Source organism: Plantibacter sp. lyk4-40-MEA-4 (assembly GCF_030209415.1).
GTDB lineage: Bacteria > Actinomycetota > Actinomycetes > Actinomycetales > Microbacteriaceae > Plantibacter > Plantibacter flavus_A.
The window spans coordinates 55797-72446 of sequence record NZ_JARVSA010000003.1 but is presented as its reverse complement, the minus strand read 5'-3'; the positions used below and the strand labels follow the sequence as shown (position 1 = coordinate 72446).

Here is a 16650-nt window from a genome sequence, read left to right as displayed (position 1 = left end):
ATGACCATCCCCACCACCGAGGCCCTCGCCACCGCTGAGGCGCCCAAACCGACGCCGGCCGGCCGCTCGGTCGCCGCACGGTTCGCGTCGTCGTTCGCGATGTTCCGGAACGGCAAGTCGATCACGGGCCTCTGCATCCTCGGCTTCTTCGTCCTCGTCGCGGTCTTCGGCGACCTCATCGCGCCGTACAGCCCACTGGAGAAGGACTTCACCGCGCTGCGCCAGGCTCCGTCCGCCGCGCACCTGCTCGGCACCACGCACATGGGCGAGGACGTCCTGAGCCAGCTGATCTACGGCACCCGCGGCGTGCTCCTCGTCGGCTTCCTCGCGGGCATCTTCGCGACGATCATCGCCGTCGCCATCGGCGTCACCGCCGGGTACGTCTCGGGGTTCACGAGCGAGTCGCTGTCCGCGCTGACGAACGTCTTCCTCGTCATCCCGGGTCTCCCGCTCATGATCATCGTGGCGTCCCAGTACGACAACCCGAGCCTGTTCCTCATCGCCGGTGTCCTGGCGCTCACCGGGTGGGCATGGGGCGGGCGAGTGCTGCGCGCGCAGACGATGTCGCTCCGCAACCGGGACTTCATCCAGGCGGCGAAGGCGAACGGGGAGTCCCTCTTCCGGATCATCACCGTCGAGATGCTGCCGAACCTGACCGCCATCATCGCCTCGAGCTTCGTCGGCACGGTCACCGCGGCAGTGCTCGGGCTCACCACGCTCGCGTTCATCGGTGTCATCCCCATCACGAACCTCAACTGGGGCACCATCCTGTTCTGGGCGCAGCAGAACGGTGCGTTCCCCGACTTCTGGTGGTGGTACGTGCCCGCCGGTGTGTGCATCGCCCTGCTCGGTGTCGCATTGTCGCTCATCAACTTCGGGATCGACGAGTACGTGAACCCGAGGCTCCGCTCGGCGGGTGAACGCGCCAGGGCCCTCCGCAAGCGCGGCATCAAGCCCGGGGCGAGCGTCACCGCCGTCCGCACCGAGCCGGCCGGCCCGTCCACGACCACCGACACGACCCACACCGAACGCGCTGGAGCGACCGAACGATGAAGACCGACACCACCCGTCACCTCGACGCGGCCCGCTACCTCGACGCCACGCTGCCCATCGCGGCCCGTGTCGACGACCTCGTCGAGCGGATGACCGTCCGGGAGAAGGTCGGCCAGATGATGCAGCTCGACGCCCGCGACGACATCGAGGCGCACGTGCTCGAGACCCACGTCGGCTCGATCCTGCACGCGTCACCGGAGCGTCTCGCGGTCGCCCATGAACTCGTCGGGCGGACGCGACTACGGATCCCGCTGATCGTGGGGGAGGACTGCATCCATGGGCACTCCTTCCACCTCGGCGCGACGATCTTCCCCACGCAACTGGCCATGGCCGCGAGCTGGGACGCCGAGCTGCTCGAACGGGTCGCCAGGGCCACGGCCGTCGAGGTCGCCGCGACGGGTGTCCACTGGACGTTCTCGCCGGTGCTCTGCATCGCGCGCGACCTCCGCTGGGGCCGCGTCGGCGAGACCTTCGGTGAGGACCCGTTCCTCATCGGTGAGCTGGCCTCCGCGATGGTGCGCGGCTACCAGGGCGACGGCCTGTCTGACCCGACCGCCATCCTCGCGACGGCCAAGCACTTCGCCGGCTACTCCGAGACGCAGGGTGGGCGCGACGCGAGCGAGGCCGACATCTCCCCGCGCAAACTGCGGTCATGGTTCCTCCCGCCGTTCGAGCGGGTCGCCCGCGAGGGGTGCGCCAGCTTCATGCTCGGCTACCAGTCGATCGACGGGGTGCCGATCACGGTCAACGAGTGGCTGCTGGGCGACGTCCTGCGCGGTGAGTGGGGGTACGAGGGGACGCTCATCACCGACTGGGACAACGTGGGCCGCATGGTGTGGGAGCAGCACGTCAGCCCGGACTACGTGCACGCCTCGGCTGCCGCGATCCGCGCCGGCAACGACATGGTGATGACCACCCCTGGCTTCTTCGAGGGCGCCCTGGAAGCGCTCGAGCGCGGCCTGCTCGAGGAGGCCGACCTCGACCGGGCGGTCCGTCGCATCCTCACCCTGAAGTTCGCGCTCGGCTTGTTCGAGCGCCCGCGGCACCCGGACGCCGCGGAGCAGCTCGCGGTGATCGGCTCGCCGGAGCACACCGAGCTCAACCTCGAGACCGCGCGGCGTTCGCTCGTCCTGCTCCGCAACGAGGGCGTGCTGCCGCTCGCCGGCGGCTACCGGGCGGACGAGGCAGGCAGGGCGATCGCGACGTCCGAGGCCGGGCCGCAGCGCATCGCCGTCGTGGGTCCGCTCGCGGACGACGCGCAGATGCAGCTCGGCGACTGGGCGGGCAACTCCGGCCAGGCCGGTTGGCTGCCCGACGGCCAGCCGCGCGAGATGATCACCACCGTGGTCGACGGCCTGCGTGCGGTCGCACCCGCCGGGAGCACGGTCACGACGGCGTTCGGAGCGGACATCCTCACGCTCTCGCCCGATCCCGCGGGGGCGACCTTCCCCGACGGCCAGCCGCGTCCGCCGCTCGTCACGCCCGCGCGACCGGACGAGGCGCTCATCGCGGAAGCCGTCGCACTGGCCGAGGACGCCGACGTGGTCGTCGCCGTGGTGGGCGACCGCATCGAGCTCGTGGGGGAGGGCCGCTCCACCGCGACGCTCGAGCTCATCGGCGCACAGGTGGCCCTGCTCGACGCCCTTGCCGCCACCGGGAAGCCGCTCGTCGTGGTCCTGCTCGCTTCGAAGCCGCTCGTGCTGCCGCCGTCCGCGCTGCACGCCGACGCGATCGTGTGGGCGGCCAGTCCCGGCATGCAGGGCGGTCGGGCGATCGCGGAACTCCTGCTCGGTCTCATCGAGCCGACCGGTCGCCTGCCGATCTCCTTCGCGCGGCACGCCGGCCAGCAGCCGACGTATTACAACCAGATCCGCGGCCAGCACGGCGACCGCTACGCCGACCTCACCCAGGAGCCTGCGTTCGCGTTCGGCGACGGGCTCTCCTACTCGAGCGTCGAGTACGGGCAGCCGCGCCTCGACCAGGCCGTCTACGGACGTGACGAGACCGTGCGTGCCGAGGTCGAGGTCCACAACAGCGGTTCGCGCTCCGTCCTCGAGACGGTGCAGGTGTACGTCAGCGACCTCGTCACGTCAGTGAGCTGGGCCGACCAGGAACTGAAGACGTTCCGTCAGGTCGCGATCGAACCGGGCGACACGACGACGGTCACGATCGAACTGCCCGTCGCCGACTGCTCCATCGTCGACGCGCGGGGACGGCGGGTCGTCGAAGCGGGCGAGTTCGAGCTGCGGGTGGGCGGTTCGTCACGGGCCGATGCGCTGCACGCGGTCCGCTTCACGATCACCGACTGAGCCGTCGAGCACCGGGACCCTCAGGGGGCCGCACGAAGTCCCTCCTGTTTCGTGCGGCACCGCGGGGCCGATCAGGCCAGTTCTTCGGCGTCCGCTCGAACGGTGACCTCGCCACCGTTGGCGCCGTGCATGAGGTCCTCCAGCAGCGGGCGGTCCATCTCGAACGTCTCATCCGACTCGAAGCTGAACTGCAGCGGGATCGAGGGGTGCAGCCAGAGCGTGACGCGGCCGCGTTCCGTCGAGGTGTCGCGGAGCGTCACCGAGAACGACTCGTTCCGGCGGAGCTTCATGAGGGTGATGGTCTTGACGTGAGCCAGCATCCGGTCCTCGAGGTGGAACCGGTTCTCGCCCGTCCCGTAAACGATCGCGCCCATGTGCTGTACCCTTCTCCGGACCTCCGACGATCGACACGGCGAGATGCGCCGGTGTCGAGCGGCCAGCCTGGAGACCCACTTCAACGTCCGCCGAACTAGTCTAGGAAACTTGAAATCGGCGCTCTGAACTGTTGATTTCCGAGTGCTTGCTGCGCTATGCGTGTCCGCTCGGCGAGATGGTCAGGACAGCAGGTCCGGGTCCTGTCCCTGAGGGAGGGCCGAGGACGGGGTGTCCTGGGAATCGCCGTCAGGCGTGCCCATCGCGATACCGATACCGGGACCGATCAGGAGGTTGATGGGCTCCAGCTGTCCTTCGCCGCGGTCGACCTGCAGCCATCGGAACTGCCCGGACGAGATGCTCTCGAGCACCTCGGCGCGGAACTCGTCCGGGTCGGAGACGGCGATCGAGTACGGAAGTCCCTGGTAGACGATCTCCATGCGGCTCATGCGACTTGTCCTGTCCGGCTCGGAGCGGGCTCCGCGATGACCGAGAGGCCGTGGGCGGAGTTCGCCGTGACGTTCAGCGCGTCGATCCACGCGCGGTTGAGGTCGATCGGGACGCTGCCCGAGTACTTGAAGCGCAACGGCACCGAGGGGTGGATCCAGATGACACTGCGCCCGTCGCCCGCCCGCGGGTCGTCCTTCCAGCCGAAGTAGAAGGCCTCGTTCCGGCGGAGCTTCGCGCCGATCACGAACTGCAGGTGCGCAAGCAGCCGGTCCTCGAAGGTGATCGAGACCTCAGAACCGTAGATCAGTTTTCCCATGGCGGGCCGTGCTCTCCTCGTCGTGCTTCACGCGGTGTCGCGTCACGCTGTGTCGCTTCACCATAAGTCTCCCGGCTCGGAATTCCCAGCTGACGACCGCGCGGGCGCGAATGGGAGATGTCGTCGATGATGTCAAGGGCCCCCGGATCGACAGCTTCGGTGCGTAACCTGCGGTGCAGGAGGTGCCACCAATGGCAACAGCAGAGAAGACCAGCAAGACCGAGAGCACGACCCGATCGGCTCCCGGAGGATCCGGGCCGAAGCCCACCCGTCGGCAGAACGCCGAGAAGGGTTTCGTCGCGTCGAAGGAACTGGACGCCAACATGCAGGCCGTCCTCGTCGACCTCATCGAGCTGTCGATCCAGGGCAAGCAGGCACACTGGAACGTCGTCGGACGCAATTTCCGCGACACGCACCTGCAGCTGGACGAGATCATCGACGCTGCCCGTGAGTTCAGCGACACCGTCGCCGAGCGCATGCGTGCCCTGCACGCCGTGCCGGACGGACGCAGCGACATCGTGGCCGAGACCACGACGTTGCCCGAGTACCCGCAGGGCGAGATCGACACCTCGGAGACGATCGATCTGATCACCGTCCGACTCGAGGCCGTCGTCGGCACCATGCGCCGCGTCCACGACGAGGTCGATGACGAGGACCCGACGAGCGCGGACATCCTCCACGCGATCATCCAGCAGCTGGAGCAGTTCGCCTGGATGATCAGCGCGGAGAACCGGACGGCGACCCGCAGTCGTTGACCTGGGGCGGCGTCCGACGGCGAATCGTCGTCGGCGCCGCCACCCATCGGGGTCGGATGTCGGTTCGGCGACTACTCGTCGTCGGCGCCGCCACCCGACGCCGTGTCCTCACCGTCAGTGGACTCGGAACCGTCGGAGCCCGAACCGTCGGGGATCTCCTCCGCGTCCGGACGTGAGGATGATGCAGATGCGTTCGTCATGTTCGCTTCCTTCCTGGTTGTCGCCATCGGAGATGACCAGACCCACGCTAGGCCGCCGAGCTGATCGGCGCGTGGGGGTTGACGCTTCGACAGGGCCAGACCACCATGGCGGCTGTGATGAGCGGCGATGAGGTGACCGGACGCAAGACCCCGACGGGGAGCATCCGCACACCGAAGCAACGGGTCGGCGCGTGGATCATGCCCGCGCTGCGTCCGTGGCGCCTCATGCTCGCGCTCAAGGTCGCCATCGCGGCCACCGCGGCCTGGTTCCTCGGCAGCCTGCTCCCGGGCGAGCTCGGTGACTTCTCCTACTACGCCCCGCTCGGCGCCCTCGTCAGCCTCACACCGACGCTCATGGACTCGGTGCGCTCGAGCCTGCAGACCCTCATCGGTCTGGGCCTCGGCATCGGACTCGCGTGGCTCCTCATCATCTCGCCCGCGCCCGGCTGGGTGTCCGTATCCCTGTCGGTGGGGCTCGGCACACTCCTCGCCGGCTTGCCGGGGCTCGGACAGGGCCGCGACTACGTCCCCATCGCGGCGCTCTTCGTCATCATCATCGGCGGCGCGAACGCCAACGACTTCTCGGTCGGCTACCTCGTGCAGATGGCACTCGGCGTGCTCGTCGGGCTCCTCGTGAACCTGCTCATCATGCCGCCGCTGTTCGTCCGCGAGTCGGCAGCCGGGATCTCGGCCGCGAGGTCGCGGATGGTCGGCGCGCTCCGGAGCATGTCGGACACCCTCCGATCCGAGTCGGCACCGACCCCGGACGACCCGCCGTCCTGGGACAGCTCGCTGCTCGCCATCCGGCACGACGTCGACGCCGCGCGCGGGCTGATGAAAGACGCCGCGGAGAGCCGCCGGGCCAACCCGCGCACGCGGTGGAACCGGCACGACTTCCGCGGGGACGAGGGGGCGCTCGCCGCCCTCGAACGGATCGCGCCGGTGGTCGTGGAGATCGGTGACGCCCTGCGTGCGGCGCTCTGGGGGATCCCGGTGCCGGTCGACCTCGACGAGGGCGTCCGGAGCGCACTCGCCGATGCGATCGACGCCTCGGCCGACCTCGTCGAGGCCGCGATCGACGACGAGCGTCTCTCCGAGGCGTTGCGTGCCTCCGACCGGGCGCTGACGATGCTGCGTCGGGCGGTCCGATCGGCCCACGCGGGCGCGAACGGTGCGGCCGGTCGGGAGCCGGACGACGACAACCCGGCGGAGGATGCGGGTGGCGAGAACCTGCTGTTCGCCCTGCGCCGCATCCACGCCGAGATCGAACGCTCGGAGCGGTCGCCAGACGCCTGAGCGGCGCCCGGCGCGCCCGGTCCTCAGAGGATCGGCTTGCCGCCGGTCACCGCGATGACGGCGCCCGAGATGTAGCTCCCCTCGTCCGAGGCGAGCAGCACGTAGGGCGGTGCGACCTCGGCGGGCTGTCCCGGACGCCCGAGCGGGGTGTCCGTCCCGAACGACTCGACCGTCTCGGGCGGCATCGTCGACGGGATCAGGGGTGTCCAGATCGGGCCGGGGGCGACCGCGTTCACGCGGATCCCGTCGCCGCCGAGCAGCTGGGCGAGCGAAGCGGTCATGCTCGCGAGCCCAGCCTTGGTCATGGCGTAGGGCATGAGCTGCGGCGACGGCGAGTCGGCCTGCACCGAGCTCGTCGCGATGATCGAGGATCCCGGAGCCATGTGCGGGACCGCCGCCTTGCTCAGGTGGAAGAACGCACTGAGGTTCGTCGCGAGCGTGTGGTCCCACTCCTCGTCCGGGATCTCGGCCAGGCTCTCCCGGGTCATCTGGTACGCGGCGTTGCTCACGAGGATGTCGACTTTGCCGAAACGCTCCACCGTCGCGCGGACGATCTCGCGGCAGTGCTCCGGGCTCGTCAGGTCGCCGCCGATGCTGAGCGCGCTCCGGCCGGCCTCCTCGACCCAGCGCACCGTGTCCGCGGCGTCCTCGTCCTCGTCGAGGTAGCTGACGACGACGTCCGCCCCTTCGCGGGCGTAGGCGATCGCGACGGCCTTCCCGATGCCGCTGTCGCCGCCGGTGATGATGGCGACCTTGCCCTCGAGCTTGCCGGAACCCCGGTAGCTGGACTCGCCGTGATCGGCCTGCGGGGTGAGTTCACCTTCGGTGCCGGGCGGCTGCTGCTGCTGAGCGGGCTGGTTCATGGTGTTCCTCCCTGTGCTGCTGTGCGTGCCAGCATGCCGTGGTTGCGGTCCGACCAGCCAAGCCGATCCGAGCGATCCGCCTCCAGGGGTTGACGCCCGCCCAGAGGCGGGAGGCGCGTGCTAGCAGCCGCGTGGCGGGGCCGCCAGCCCCGCCGATTCGGAGGCGTGGCTCGTAGGGTGAATCGCATGACCGCAGCTGGCGAGGATCTCCGTTCGTACGCACCGATCGGGGACGGCCGTACCGTCGCCCTCATCGGACTCCGAGGCCAGGTCGACTGGCTGCCGATCCCCGACCTCGGCTCCATGCCGGTGTTCGCCCGGCTGCTCGACGACGACTCCGGCGGGTGCATCGAGCTCGAGCCGGTCGGCGAGTACACCGTCACGAGACGCTACGTCTCCGGCACCAACGTGTTGCGCACGACCTTCACGACCGAGCACGGGCGCGCGACGATCACGGACGCACTCGTCACGGGTATCGCGGGGCGCCTGCCCTGGGCCGAACTCGCACGCCGGATCGACGGCGTCTCAGGCAGCGTCGAGTTCACCTGGCGCGTCCGGCCCGGGACCGCGCTGGGGACGGCCTCGCCCTGGATCGAGGACAGCACACGGGGCCCCATCATCCGGTCGGGCGCGACGACGATCGCGGTGGTCGGCGACGAGTACGGGCCGGACGAGGTCGAGGTCGATGGATCGATGCCGACGGAGCTCTCGGGCCGGTTCACGACCAGCGAGGACTCCCGGCATCTCCTGATCGTCGTCGCCACCCACGGCGAGCCGATCCATTTGCCCGTGCCTGCCAACGTCGACGTGGGCATCGACCGCACGATCGACAACTGGCGGGCCTGGTCCCGGGCGTTCTCCTACGAGGGACCGTGGGCGAATCAGGTGCAGCGCAGCGCGCTCGCGCTCAAACTCCTGATCTTCAGCCCCACCGGCGCCATCGCGGCCGCGGCGACCACCTCGCTCCCGGAGAACCCGCGCGGGGCCAAGAACTGGGACTACCGCTTCGCCTGGGTGCGCGACCTCGCGTACACCGCGCACGCGCTCGTCCGCTTCGGTCTCCGCGAGGAGACGCACGCCGCCGTGTCGTGGCTGCTGCGCACCATCCGCGAGAACGGGCCGGAGCTGCACATCTTCTACGGACTCGAGGGCGGTGTGCCCGACGGGGTCGTCGAGCACGACGTCGCCGGCTGGCGCGGTATCGGACCGGTGGTGAGTGGGAACCCCGCCCAGGGGCAGTTGCAGCTCGGCGTCTACGGTGACCTCTTCGCGATCTGCCGCACCTACGTCGACGCCGGCAACGTCCTCGACGTGGAGACCGGTCGTCTCCTCGCCGAGGTCGCCGACCGCACCTGCGACCTGTGGCGGAATCGCGACGCAGGCATGTGGGAGCTGCCCCAGGAGGAGCACTACGTCTCGTCCAAGATGGGCTGCTGGCAGGCCCTCGGCGATGCGGTGCACCTGGCGGAGCTCGGGCAGGTCGCCGGCAGTGCCGATCGCTGGCGCGCCGAGCAGACCCGGATCCGGGAATGGATCGACGAGCACGGATGGAACGAGGAGCGCGGCGCGTACGTGATGTTCCCCGGGAGCGACGATCTCGACGCCTCGGTGCTGCTGCATGCGATGAGCGGATTCGACCGTGGTGACCGCATGTCGTCGACGATCGACGCGCTCACGGACGAACTCGGCGAGGGGGCCCTGCTCTACCGGTACTCGGGCGTGCAGCAGGAGGAGTACACCTTCGTCGCCTGCGCGTTCTGGCGGGCGTCCGCGCTCGCCTGCGTCGGCCGCCATGACGAGGCGATCGCGGCCATGGACGAACTCGTCGGCATGACCAACGACGTCGGAATCCTCGCCGAGATGATCGATCCCGCCGACGGTGCGCACTGGGGCAACCTGCCGCAGGCGTTGAGTCACCTCGCGCTCATCAACGCGGCTCTCACGATCAAGGAGCTCACCGGAGAGGAGTGAAGTCCCCGGTCCCTGAGTCTGCACCCCGGTCCCTGAGTCTGCACCCCGGTCCCTGAGTCTGCACCCCGGCCCCTGAGCTTGTCGAAGGGCGGTCCCTGCGCGGATACCCGGCAGCCTCCGAGAACGCAAGCCCCGGGGTCACACCGGTCGCGGTCCGTAGCGTTGCAACCACTCGGCCACGATCCGATCCACGCCGAACACCCACTGAACGAGAGGACCATCACCATGGCCGACGACCAGTACACCTTCACCGACCCGGCGAAGCTCTACGCTCACATCTCCGCGGAGAAGCAGCACCAGCCCGAGCCCGGCCTCGACGCGAAGCTCGACCCGAAGGCCGACCTCGGCGAGGAGAGCTACCGCGGCAGCGGCCGTCTCACCGGCCGCAAGGCGCTCATCACCGGCGGTGACTCCGGCATCGGAGCGGCCACGGCGATCGCCTTCGCCCGCGAGGGCGCATCCGTCGCGCTGTCCTACCTCCCGGAGGAGGAAGAGGACGCGCAGCGCATCGCCGGCATCGTCCGCGAGGCCGGCGTCACCGTCCTCACCCTGCCGGGCGACCTGCGCGACCCGTCCTACTGCCGTGACCTCGTCGCGCAGACGGTCGAGGGCCTCGGAGGACTCGACATCCTCGTGAACAACGGCGGCAAGCAGACGTTCAACGAGGACCTCACCACCCTCACGGACGAGCAGTTCGACGACACCTTCAAGACCAACGTCTACGCGATGTTCTGGCTCTCGAAGGCCGCCCTCCCGCACCTGCCGGCCGGCTCGTCGATCATCAACACGACCTCGATCCAGGCGTACTCGCCCTCCGACATCCTCGTGGACTACGCGTCGACCAAGGCGACCATCAACGCCTTCACGAAGGCGCTGGCGCAGCAGCTCGCACCCAAGGGCATCCGCGTCAACGCGGTCGCGCCCGGCCCGATCTGGACGCCGCTCCAGGTGTCGGACGGTCAGCCGCAGGACAAGATCGCCGAGTTCGGCGAGGACACCCCGCTCGGCCGCATGGGCCAGCCTGCCGAGCTCGCGCCCGCCTACGTGTTCCTCGCGTCGGCTGAGTCGAGCTACGTCCTCGGTGAGACCCTGAACGTCAACGGCGGTATGCCCACGCCGTAACCCCGTCCCAACCCACAGCAGCCCGCGAACTGTCAGTTCCGGCTAGTCGGACCACCATCCGACTAGCCGTTTCTGACAGTTCGCGGGCTGTTCTGGTCAGTCCGTGCGGTCTGCCGCTCGTCGGACACGACGGCCCTCGAGGGCGTCCTTCGCGTCGCGGTCGGCGAGCGCCTTGATCGCGGCGTCCGAGCGCAGCGGCAGCTGCAGTTCCTGTTCCGCGGCGACACCCGAGGCGAGCTGGCGGCCACGCTGGATCTCGATGTCGAGCTGGGCACCGAACAGTAGTGCGAGGTTCGCGATCCAGATCCACAGCAGGAAGATGATGATGCCGGCGAGCGAGCCATAGGTGGCGTCGTAGTTGCTGAAGTTGGCGATGTAGAAGCCGAACCCGACCGAGGCGATGAGCAGGATCAGGAGAGCGGCGAGCGCACCGATGCTGATCCAACGGAACTTCTCCGGCTTGATGTTCGGCGTCGCGGAGTACAGCACGGCGATGACGAAGACGAGCGCGATGGCCATGACCGGCCACTTCGCGATCGACCAGACCGTGAGGCCCGTCTCACCGAGACCGACCGCCTGTCCGATGGCCTGCGCGACCGGACCGGACACGATGAGTGCGAGCGCGATCACCGAGATGACGAGCAGGACGACCAAGGTAACGCCGAGCTGTGTGGGACGCAGCGACCAGATCTTGCGACCTTCTTCGACGCCATACATGCGGTTCAGTGCGCGCCCGAAGCCGCCGACGTAGCCGGATGCCGACCACACGGCACCGGCGATACCGGCGAAGAGGGCGAAGCCGATCGCCGGTGACTCGACGAACTGGTTCACCGCGTCGGTCAGGAAGCCGAGGCTGTCGCCCGGTGCGAGGTTGCCGACGATCTCGAGCAGGGCGTCGGTGCCGCTCCGGCTCTGCCCGAAGAGGCCGAGGATCGAGACGAGCGCGAGGACGGCCGGGAACAGCGACAGGATCGCGAAGTAGGTGAGCCCTGCCGCGAGGTCGGTGCACTGGTTCGAGGTGAAGGAGTGCAGCGTCCGCTTGAGGACGTAGCCCCAGGGCACGGGGACGCGCTGCGGCTGCATCGTCTCCTCGGCGTCATCCGCGTGACGGTCCTTCGGATCGTCGGGCTGGCTCGCCTCGACGCGGTCCTGGCGCTGCTTGGTGGGTTCAGACACGGTGCCCTCGGTTCGCACGCCACAGCAGGACGCCGGCGCCGACGACCGCCACCGAGGCGACGACGATGGCGGTGGTGCGCAGGTGGTAGGCCACGGCGGTGCGGACGTCGAACTTCTGGAAGAGGAGGTCGAGCGTCTGTGCGAGGTGCTCACGCGTCTGCTCGACGTCGAGCTGCAGGGTGTTCAGCCCGGCGCCCTCGGGGGGAGTGGGGCGGGCGAGATCCTGGTCGCTCATGCTGCGGCCTCCTTGGTGTCGTGCTTCGAGTCGTGCTGCTGGTGCTCTGCGAGGTGGTCGCCGGTGAGGGCTTCGACACTGCGCTCGGGAACGGGCTTCGCGCCGGCCTTGAGCTTCTTGACGCCGACGAGCGCCAGGATCCCGGCGACGAGGATGAGGACGACGCCAACGATGAGGGCGGCGAGCCAGGCGGGGAGCACGGTGGCGAGTCCGAGGACGGCGGCCGCGATGAGCGTCCCGAAGCCGAAGAGCACGAGCACCAGGGCGACGACGAGCATCCCCGCGCCGATCCCGAGGTCCTTGGCCTTCTTCGTCATCTCCGCCTTGAACAGGGCGATCTCGCCGGTGACCAGGCGGACGACGTCCTCGCGGAGGTCGGTGAGGAGGGTCTTCATGGGAGGAAGTCCGCGGCGACTCCGTCTGCGGTCGGCCGCGCTGCTGGCATCGGTCATGTGAGCACTCTTCTCGTTGTGGTCCTCCAGCCCACACCCCTCGCGCGCGCGAGACAAGGGCTTGACAGGCGTGTCGGCCGATCGCGGAATACGACGACCCTGAATTGGTTACATCTACAAGTAAACGGGGTAGCCTGTACCGACCCCATGACCCGATCGGAGACCGAATGTCCGCTGTGCTCGACGAGCGTCTGCTCGCCCCGGAGACGTCGATGGGCGCGGTCACGCTCCGCGTCGGCGACCTCGACCTCATGTCCGGCTACTACGCCAACGCCTTCGCGATGGAGCCGCTCGAGGAGCGCAGCCGTGCCCGCGAGGTGCACCGGGTGCTCGGTCGTGGCGACACCCCGCTCGTGCGACTCGTGCACACGCCGGACCTGCCGGCCGTCGACCGGCGGCAGGCCGGCCTGTTCCACACGGCGTTCCTGTTCGAGGACGAGTCGAGTCTCTCGGCGACGGTCTATCGGGCCGCGCAGGATCCCCGCGGACAGTTCGTCGGGTCGAGCGACCACTTCGTGAGCGAGGCGTTCTACTTCACCGACCCGGAGGGGAACGGCGTGGAGCTGTACACGGACCGCCCGCGCAGCAGCTGGGTGCGCTCGGGCGACCAGATCGCCATGACCACCACCTACCTCGACCCGAACGCCTACCTGCAGCGGCACCTCACGGAGGACGCCCTCGGCGCCGGGCCGTCGTTGGCCGGCGCGGTCGGGCACGTGCACCTGCAGGTCGGCGACCTCCAGACCGCCCGAGCCTTCTATGTCGACGCCCTCGGATTCGAGACGACGCAGACCGAGTACCCCGGCGCGATCTTCGCCTCCGCCGGCGGGTACCACCACCACATCGCGATGAACGTCTGGAACAGCCAGGGCGCCGGTCCCCGCGCGGCCGCCCTCGGCCTCGGCGACGTGTCGATCACCGTCCCCGACCTCGCGAACCTCGATACGCTGGCCGCGAGGCTGCGCGCTCGCACGATCCCCTTCGATGCGGACGGTCGTTCCGTGACCGTCTCCGACCCGTGGGGGACCCGCGTGACCGTGGCGCTGCCCGACCTGTCGACCGAGGAGCTGCTGTCCCGATGACCACCGCACTGCGCGACGTCCGTTCCGCCGACTGGGCCGAGACTACCGCTGCGGCTCCCGCCGTCGCGGTGCTCCTGCACGGCTACGGCTCGAACGAGCACGACCTCACCGGCCTCGTCGAGCCCCTCGCGCTCGGCATGCCCTGGGTGTCGCTACGCGCGCCGCTCGAGATGGGACACGGCGGGGCGGCCTGGTTCGAGATCACGACGCCGGGCAACCCGGACCCGGAGCCGATCGCCCGCGCAACGGACGCCGTCTGGGGCTGGATCGATGAACACGTGTCGGCCGAGGCGCGCATCGTGCCCATCGGTTTCTCGCAGGGCGGCTTCATGGCTTCGCAGCTGCTGCGCACCCGACCCGAGCGGGTCGTGGCGCCGGTGATCCTCGCCGGCTTCGTCCTGAGTGCACCGCAGCCCGGCGACGAGGTGCTGGCGGCGACGAAGCCCGCGGTGTTCTGGGGACGGGGTCTCGAGGACCGGGTCATCGCCGCGCCGGCCGTCGCGCGGACCGCCGCCTGGTTGCCGCTGCACACGACGCTCACCCAGCGCACCTATCCGGGGCTCGCCCACGGGATCCACCAAGCCGAGATCGACGACGTCCGCGGGTTCCTCGAGGCGCACACCGGCTGATCGTTCAGGTCTCGGGTTCCGCAGGCATCACCACCTGCGGTCGCACGTGCTCGTAGACGACGCTCGTCCGGACGTCCGCGACCTCCTCGCGCTCCGTGAGCTTGTCGATGACGAAGGCGTAGAGCGCGTCGTTGTCGGTGACGGCGACCTGGAGCAGGAAGTCCTCGTTCCCGGAGACGACGAAGACGCCGATGGTCTCGGGAAGGGTGATCGCCCAGCTGCGGAACGCGTCGATGTTGACGCGCGACGGCGGCCGGATCCGGATCGCGATGAGCGCTTGGACGGAGCGACCGAGCGACGGCAGATCGACGTCGAGTCGCGCGCCGCGGATGATGCCGCGGCGGTAGAGGCCGCGCGTCCGGTCGAGTGCGGTGGTGGGGGAGACGCCGACCGCGGCCGCGATGTCGCGGTTGGTGCGCCGAGCGTCGCGCTGGAGTTCGCGCAGGATCGCCGTATCAAGTTCGTCCATGGCGGCGATTCTGCCAGATACACCGAACGATGTACGCCTGCGATCCGCGCCCCCTTCTGATCGACGTAGCCTGAGGACCGATTCGCGTACGACATCAGGGAGAGACATGACGGAAGAACAATTCGTCGGCTTCGCGCCGGAGGAGATCGACACGGCGGCGCCAACGCGGTCCGCCCGGCTGAAGTGGGTCGTCGTCGTGCAACAGGATCTTCCGGCCGGTCGTGCCGTGAATGCGGCGGCCTGCGTCGCAGCGGCGATCGGAGCCGGGGTGCAGGGACTCCTCGGACCGGACGCGGTCGACGCCGACGGCTCGGCTCATCCCGGACTGCCGTGGGCGGGGTGCAGTGTGTTGTCCGCTCCGGCTGCGCAACTGGCGGCGATCCGGGCCAAGGCGGCGGGGTCGGACGGCGTGCTCGTCGTCGACATGCCGGAGGCGGGCCAGCTCACCCGGGTCTACGACGAGTACCTCGAGGTGGTTGGGGACACCGTGTCGGATGCACTCAACCCGCTGGCCGTCGCCCTGGTCGGGCCGCGCAACCGGGTGGACCGGATCGTCGGGCGACTGCCGCTGTTGGCCTGAAAGCGCACGTGTCGGGGCTTGAGGGAGATGGGGTGCGGCGGGCTGGCTAGGGTTGGCGGGTGAGCACCACCGTCCATCCCACGCAGGTCGCGCCGTCCGCGGCCGTCGTCACCGCCAGCCGTGTGGTCTACCTCCTGATCGCCGTGATCATCGCGATCTCGCTCGTCATCCAGATCGTCCTCGTCATCACCGGCGGCGCCGACGCCCGCTCGGGTGGTGTGGACATGTCCGTCGACCTCGCGACCCGGTTCGCACGCATCTTCAGCGCGTTCACCATCCTCAGCAACCTCATCGTGCTCACCGTGTCCGTCCTGTTGGTGATCGACCCCCTGCGTGACGGCCGGCTGTGGCGGGTGGCGCGGCTCGACGCGCTGCTCAGCATCGTCATCACCGGCATCGTCTACGCGGTGGTCCTCGCGCCGCAGGTGAACCTCACGGGGTGGGCGCTCGTCATCACGATCGGGTTCCACTACCTCTCGCCGTGGCTCACGCTCGGTGCCTGGCTCGTGTTCGGTCCGCGTCCGCGCTTCACCTGGAGCACCGTCGCCTGGGCGTTCCTCTGGCCGCTCGCCTGGGTGGTCTTCACCTTCATCCGTGGCGGCATCACCGGCTGGTACCCCTACCCCTTCCTCGATGCGACGCAGCTCGGCTTCGACGGTGCCGTCCGGAACGCGCTCATGGTGCTCGTCGTCGCGATCGTGTTCGCCGTGCTGCTCAAGCTCGTCGACCGGGTGCTGCCCGCCACGCTCCGCCGCTGAGGTGAGGTAACTGGTCGCCCGGCAGCGTTCCGGGTGACCATCTGCCTCACTTCGGGGCCGTGTCAGGATGGGGCATGCCCGTCGTGGAATCCCGCTGCACCGTGCCCGTCCCGCCCGACGTCGCGTTCGCGATCTCCCAGACCACGGGCGACACCCGGATGCGCTGGGACCCGTTCATCCGGCGGCAGCACTTCCTCGACGGCGCGAAGGAGCCCGCCAAGGGCGTCCGCACCTTCACGGTCCAGCGGTTCGGGTTTCGGATGGTCAGCGAATACGTCTCGTACCACCCGCCGACCAACGTCGGCATGAAGATGACGAAGGGCTCATGGTTCTTCGAACGGCTCGCTGGCGGCTGGCGTTTCAGCCCGGTGGACGGCGACGACCAGCGCACCCTCGCCGTCTGGCGCTACAACTTCACGTGCAAGCCGCGGTGGCTGGCACCGATCGCCGAGCGCATCGGTGCGATCGTCCTGCAGCGCGACATCGACCGCCGGATCCGAGGCTTCGCGCGCGGCTGCGAGGACCCCGTGGTGCTCGCCGCGGTCGCTGCAGAGGACTGATC

The 16650-nt window shown here is 69.3% G+C and carries 20 protein-coding genes; 11 read left to right on the top strand and 9 right to left on the bottom strand.

Translation table 11 applies throughout. The features are described 5' to 3' along the window. Positions 1–1053, top strand: coding sequence for an ABC transporter permease (locus QRN44_RS05565; protein ID WP_285038503.1), 1053 nt, complete (start codon positions 1–3; stop codon positions 1051–1053). Further along, the gene (locus QRN44_RS05560; RefSeq protein WP_175117008.1) at positions 1050–3362 is read left to right on the top strand and encodes an exo-beta-d-1,3/1,6-glucosidase; all 2313 of its coding nucleotides are present in this window, start codon (positions 1050–1052) and stop codon (positions 3360–3362) included. The genes QRN44_RS05565 and QRN44_RS05560 overlap by 4 nt, the downstream gene beginning before the upstream one ends. Positions 3363–3433: 71 nt before the next feature. On the opposite strand, the gene QRN44_RS05555 is transcribed toward QRN44_RS05560, so the two are convergent. From QRN44_RS05555 to QRN44_RS05545, 3 genes are all read right to left on the bottom strand, one after another. Further along, positions 3434–3736 carry a DUF7882 family protein gene (locus tag QRN44_RS05555; protein WP_064297075.1) on the bottom strand — a complete coding sequence of 101 codons (303 nt, stop codon included), beginning with the start codon at positions 3734–3736 and terminating at the stop codon, positions 3434–3436. A gap of 180 nt (positions 3737–3916) precedes the next feature. Beyond that, positions 3917–4183 (bottom strand): hypothetical protein, encoded by a 267-nt coding sequence (locus tag QRN44_RS05550; protein ID WP_071261757.1) that lies wholly within the window; start codon positions 4181–4183, stop codon positions 3917–3919. Next, entirely contained in the window at positions 4180–4500 is a 321-nt protein-coding gene (locus tag QRN44_RS05545) for a DUF7882 family protein (RefSeq protein ID WP_064297077.1), read from the bottom strand. The genes QRN44_RS05550 and QRN44_RS05545 overlap by 4 nt, the downstream gene beginning before the upstream one ends. Before the next feature lie 191 nt (positions 4501–4691). On the opposite strand from QRN44_RS05545, the gene QRN44_RS05540 reads away from it, so the two are divergent. After that, positions 4692–5255 carry a Dps family protein gene (locus QRN44_RS05540; protein WP_071261759.1) on the top strand — a complete coding sequence of 188 codons (564 nt, stop codon included), beginning with the start codon at positions 4692–4694 and terminating at the stop codon, positions 5253–5255. Positions 5256–5326: 71 nt separating this feature from the next. On the opposite strand, the gene QRN44_RS05535 is transcribed toward QRN44_RS05540, so the two are convergent. Further along, complete coding sequence (locus QRN44_RS05535) at positions 5327–5455, bottom strand: hypothetical protein (protein ID WP_255376699.1); 129 nt, start codon at positions 5453–5455, stop codon at positions 5327–5329. A 117-nt stretch (positions 5456–5572) separates the two neighbouring features. Here QRN44_RS05535 and QRN44_RS05530 point away from each other — a divergent pair, with 117 nt between their 5' ends. After that, entirely contained in the window at positions 5573–6751 is a 1179-nt protein-coding gene (locus tag QRN44_RS05530) for an aromatic acid exporter family protein (RefSeq protein ID WP_121291364.1), read from the top strand. Positions 6752–6774: 23 nt separating this feature from the next. On the opposite strand, the gene QRN44_RS05525 is transcribed toward QRN44_RS05530, so the two are convergent. Beyond that, on the bottom strand, positions 6775–7614 hold the full coding sequence (locus QRN44_RS05525; protein ID WP_064297080.1) for an SDR family oxidoreductase: 840 nt from the start codon (positions 7612–7614) through the stop codon (positions 6775–6777). A gap of 186 nt (positions 7615–7800) precedes the next feature. Between QRN44_RS05525 and QRN44_RS05520 the strand changes: the two genes are divergently transcribed. Both QRN44_RS05520 and QRN44_RS05515 read left to right on the top strand, forming a co-directional pair. Beyond that, on the top strand, positions 7801–9585 hold the full coding sequence (locus QRN44_RS05520) for a glycoside hydrolase family 15 protein (RefSeq protein ID WP_121291365.1): 1785 nt from the start codon (positions 7801–7803) through the stop codon (positions 9583–9585). Positions 9586–9810: 225 nt separating this feature from the next. Then, positions 9811–10707 carry an SDR family oxidoreductase gene (locus QRN44_RS05515; protein ID WP_121291367.1) on the top strand — a complete coding sequence of 299 codons (897 nt, stop codon included), beginning with the start codon at positions 9811–9813 and terminating at the stop codon, positions 10705–10707. Between the two features lie 96 nt (positions 10708–10803). On the opposite strand, the gene QRN44_RS05510 is transcribed toward QRN44_RS05515, so the two are convergent. From QRN44_RS05510 to QRN44_RS05500, 3 genes are read right to left on the bottom strand one after another with little or no spacing between them, the layout of a single operon-like run. Beyond that, positions 10804–11883, bottom strand: a complete 1080-nt coding sequence (locus QRN44_RS05510) for a YihY/virulence factor BrkB family protein (protein WP_285038502.1) — start codon at positions 11881–11883, stop codon at positions 10804–10806. Then, a complete protein-coding gene (locus QRN44_RS05505; protein ID WP_064297084.1) occupies positions 11876–12118 on the bottom strand; it encodes a DUF3618 domain-containing protein in 243 nt (80 codons plus the stop codon). Before QRN44_RS05505 ends, QRN44_RS05510 begins: the two co-directional genes overlap by 8 nt. Then, positions 12115–12570 carry a phage holin family protein gene (locus QRN44_RS05500; protein WP_071261765.1) on the bottom strand — a complete coding sequence of 152 codons (456 nt, stop codon included), beginning with the start codon at positions 12568–12570 and terminating at the stop codon, positions 12115–12117. Before QRN44_RS05500 ends, QRN44_RS05505 begins: the two co-directional genes overlap by 4 nt. A gap of 167 nt (positions 12571–12737) precedes the next feature. On the opposite strand from QRN44_RS05500, the gene QRN44_RS05495 reads away from it, so the two are divergent. Continuing rightward, the gene (locus QRN44_RS05495; protein WP_285038501.1) at positions 12738–13652 is read left to right on the top strand and encodes a VOC family protein; all 915 of its coding nucleotides are present in this window, start codon (positions 12738–12740) and stop codon (positions 13650–13652) included. Next, the gene (locus QRN44_RS05490; protein WP_285038500.1) at positions 13649–14281 is read left to right on the top strand and encodes an alpha/beta hydrolase; all 633 of its coding nucleotides are present in this window, start codon (positions 13649–13651) and stop codon (positions 14279–14281) included. The genes QRN44_RS05495 and QRN44_RS05490 overlap by 4 nt, the downstream gene beginning before the upstream one ends. Before the next feature lie 4 nt (positions 14282–14285). On the opposite strand, the gene QRN44_RS05485 is transcribed toward QRN44_RS05490, so the two are convergent. Beyond that, positions 14286–14750, bottom strand: a complete 465-nt coding sequence (locus tag QRN44_RS05485) for an Lrp/AsnC family transcriptional regulator (RefSeq protein WP_175117021.1) — start codon at positions 14748–14750, stop codon at positions 14286–14288. Between the two features lie 106 nt (positions 14751–14856). Here QRN44_RS05485 and QRN44_RS05480 point away from each other — a divergent pair, with 106 nt between their 5' ends. The 3 genes from QRN44_RS05480 to QRN44_RS05470 all read left to right on the top strand — a co-directional run bounded on the left by QRN44_RS05480 (position 14857) and on the right by QRN44_RS05470 (position 16648). Beyond that, positions 14857–15330 (top strand): DUF2000 domain-containing protein, encoded by a 474-nt coding sequence (locus tag QRN44_RS05480; protein ID WP_285038499.1) that lies wholly within the window; start codon positions 14857–14859, stop codon positions 15328–15330. A gap of 59 nt (positions 15331–15389) precedes the next feature. Further along, positions 15390–16088: a Pr6Pr family membrane protein gene (locus QRN44_RS05475; RefSeq protein ID WP_071261773.1), complete on the top strand. Its 699-nt coding sequence runs from the start codon at positions 15390–15392 to the stop codon at positions 16086–16088. A gap of 74 nt (positions 16089–16162) precedes the next feature. Continuing rightward, positions 16163–16648 (top strand): SRPBCC family protein, encoded by a 486-nt coding sequence (locus tag QRN44_RS05470; RefSeq protein ID WP_285038498.1) that lies wholly within the window; start codon positions 16163–16165, stop codon positions 16646–16648. The last annotated feature ends 2 nt before the right edge of the window (positions 16649–16650 follow it).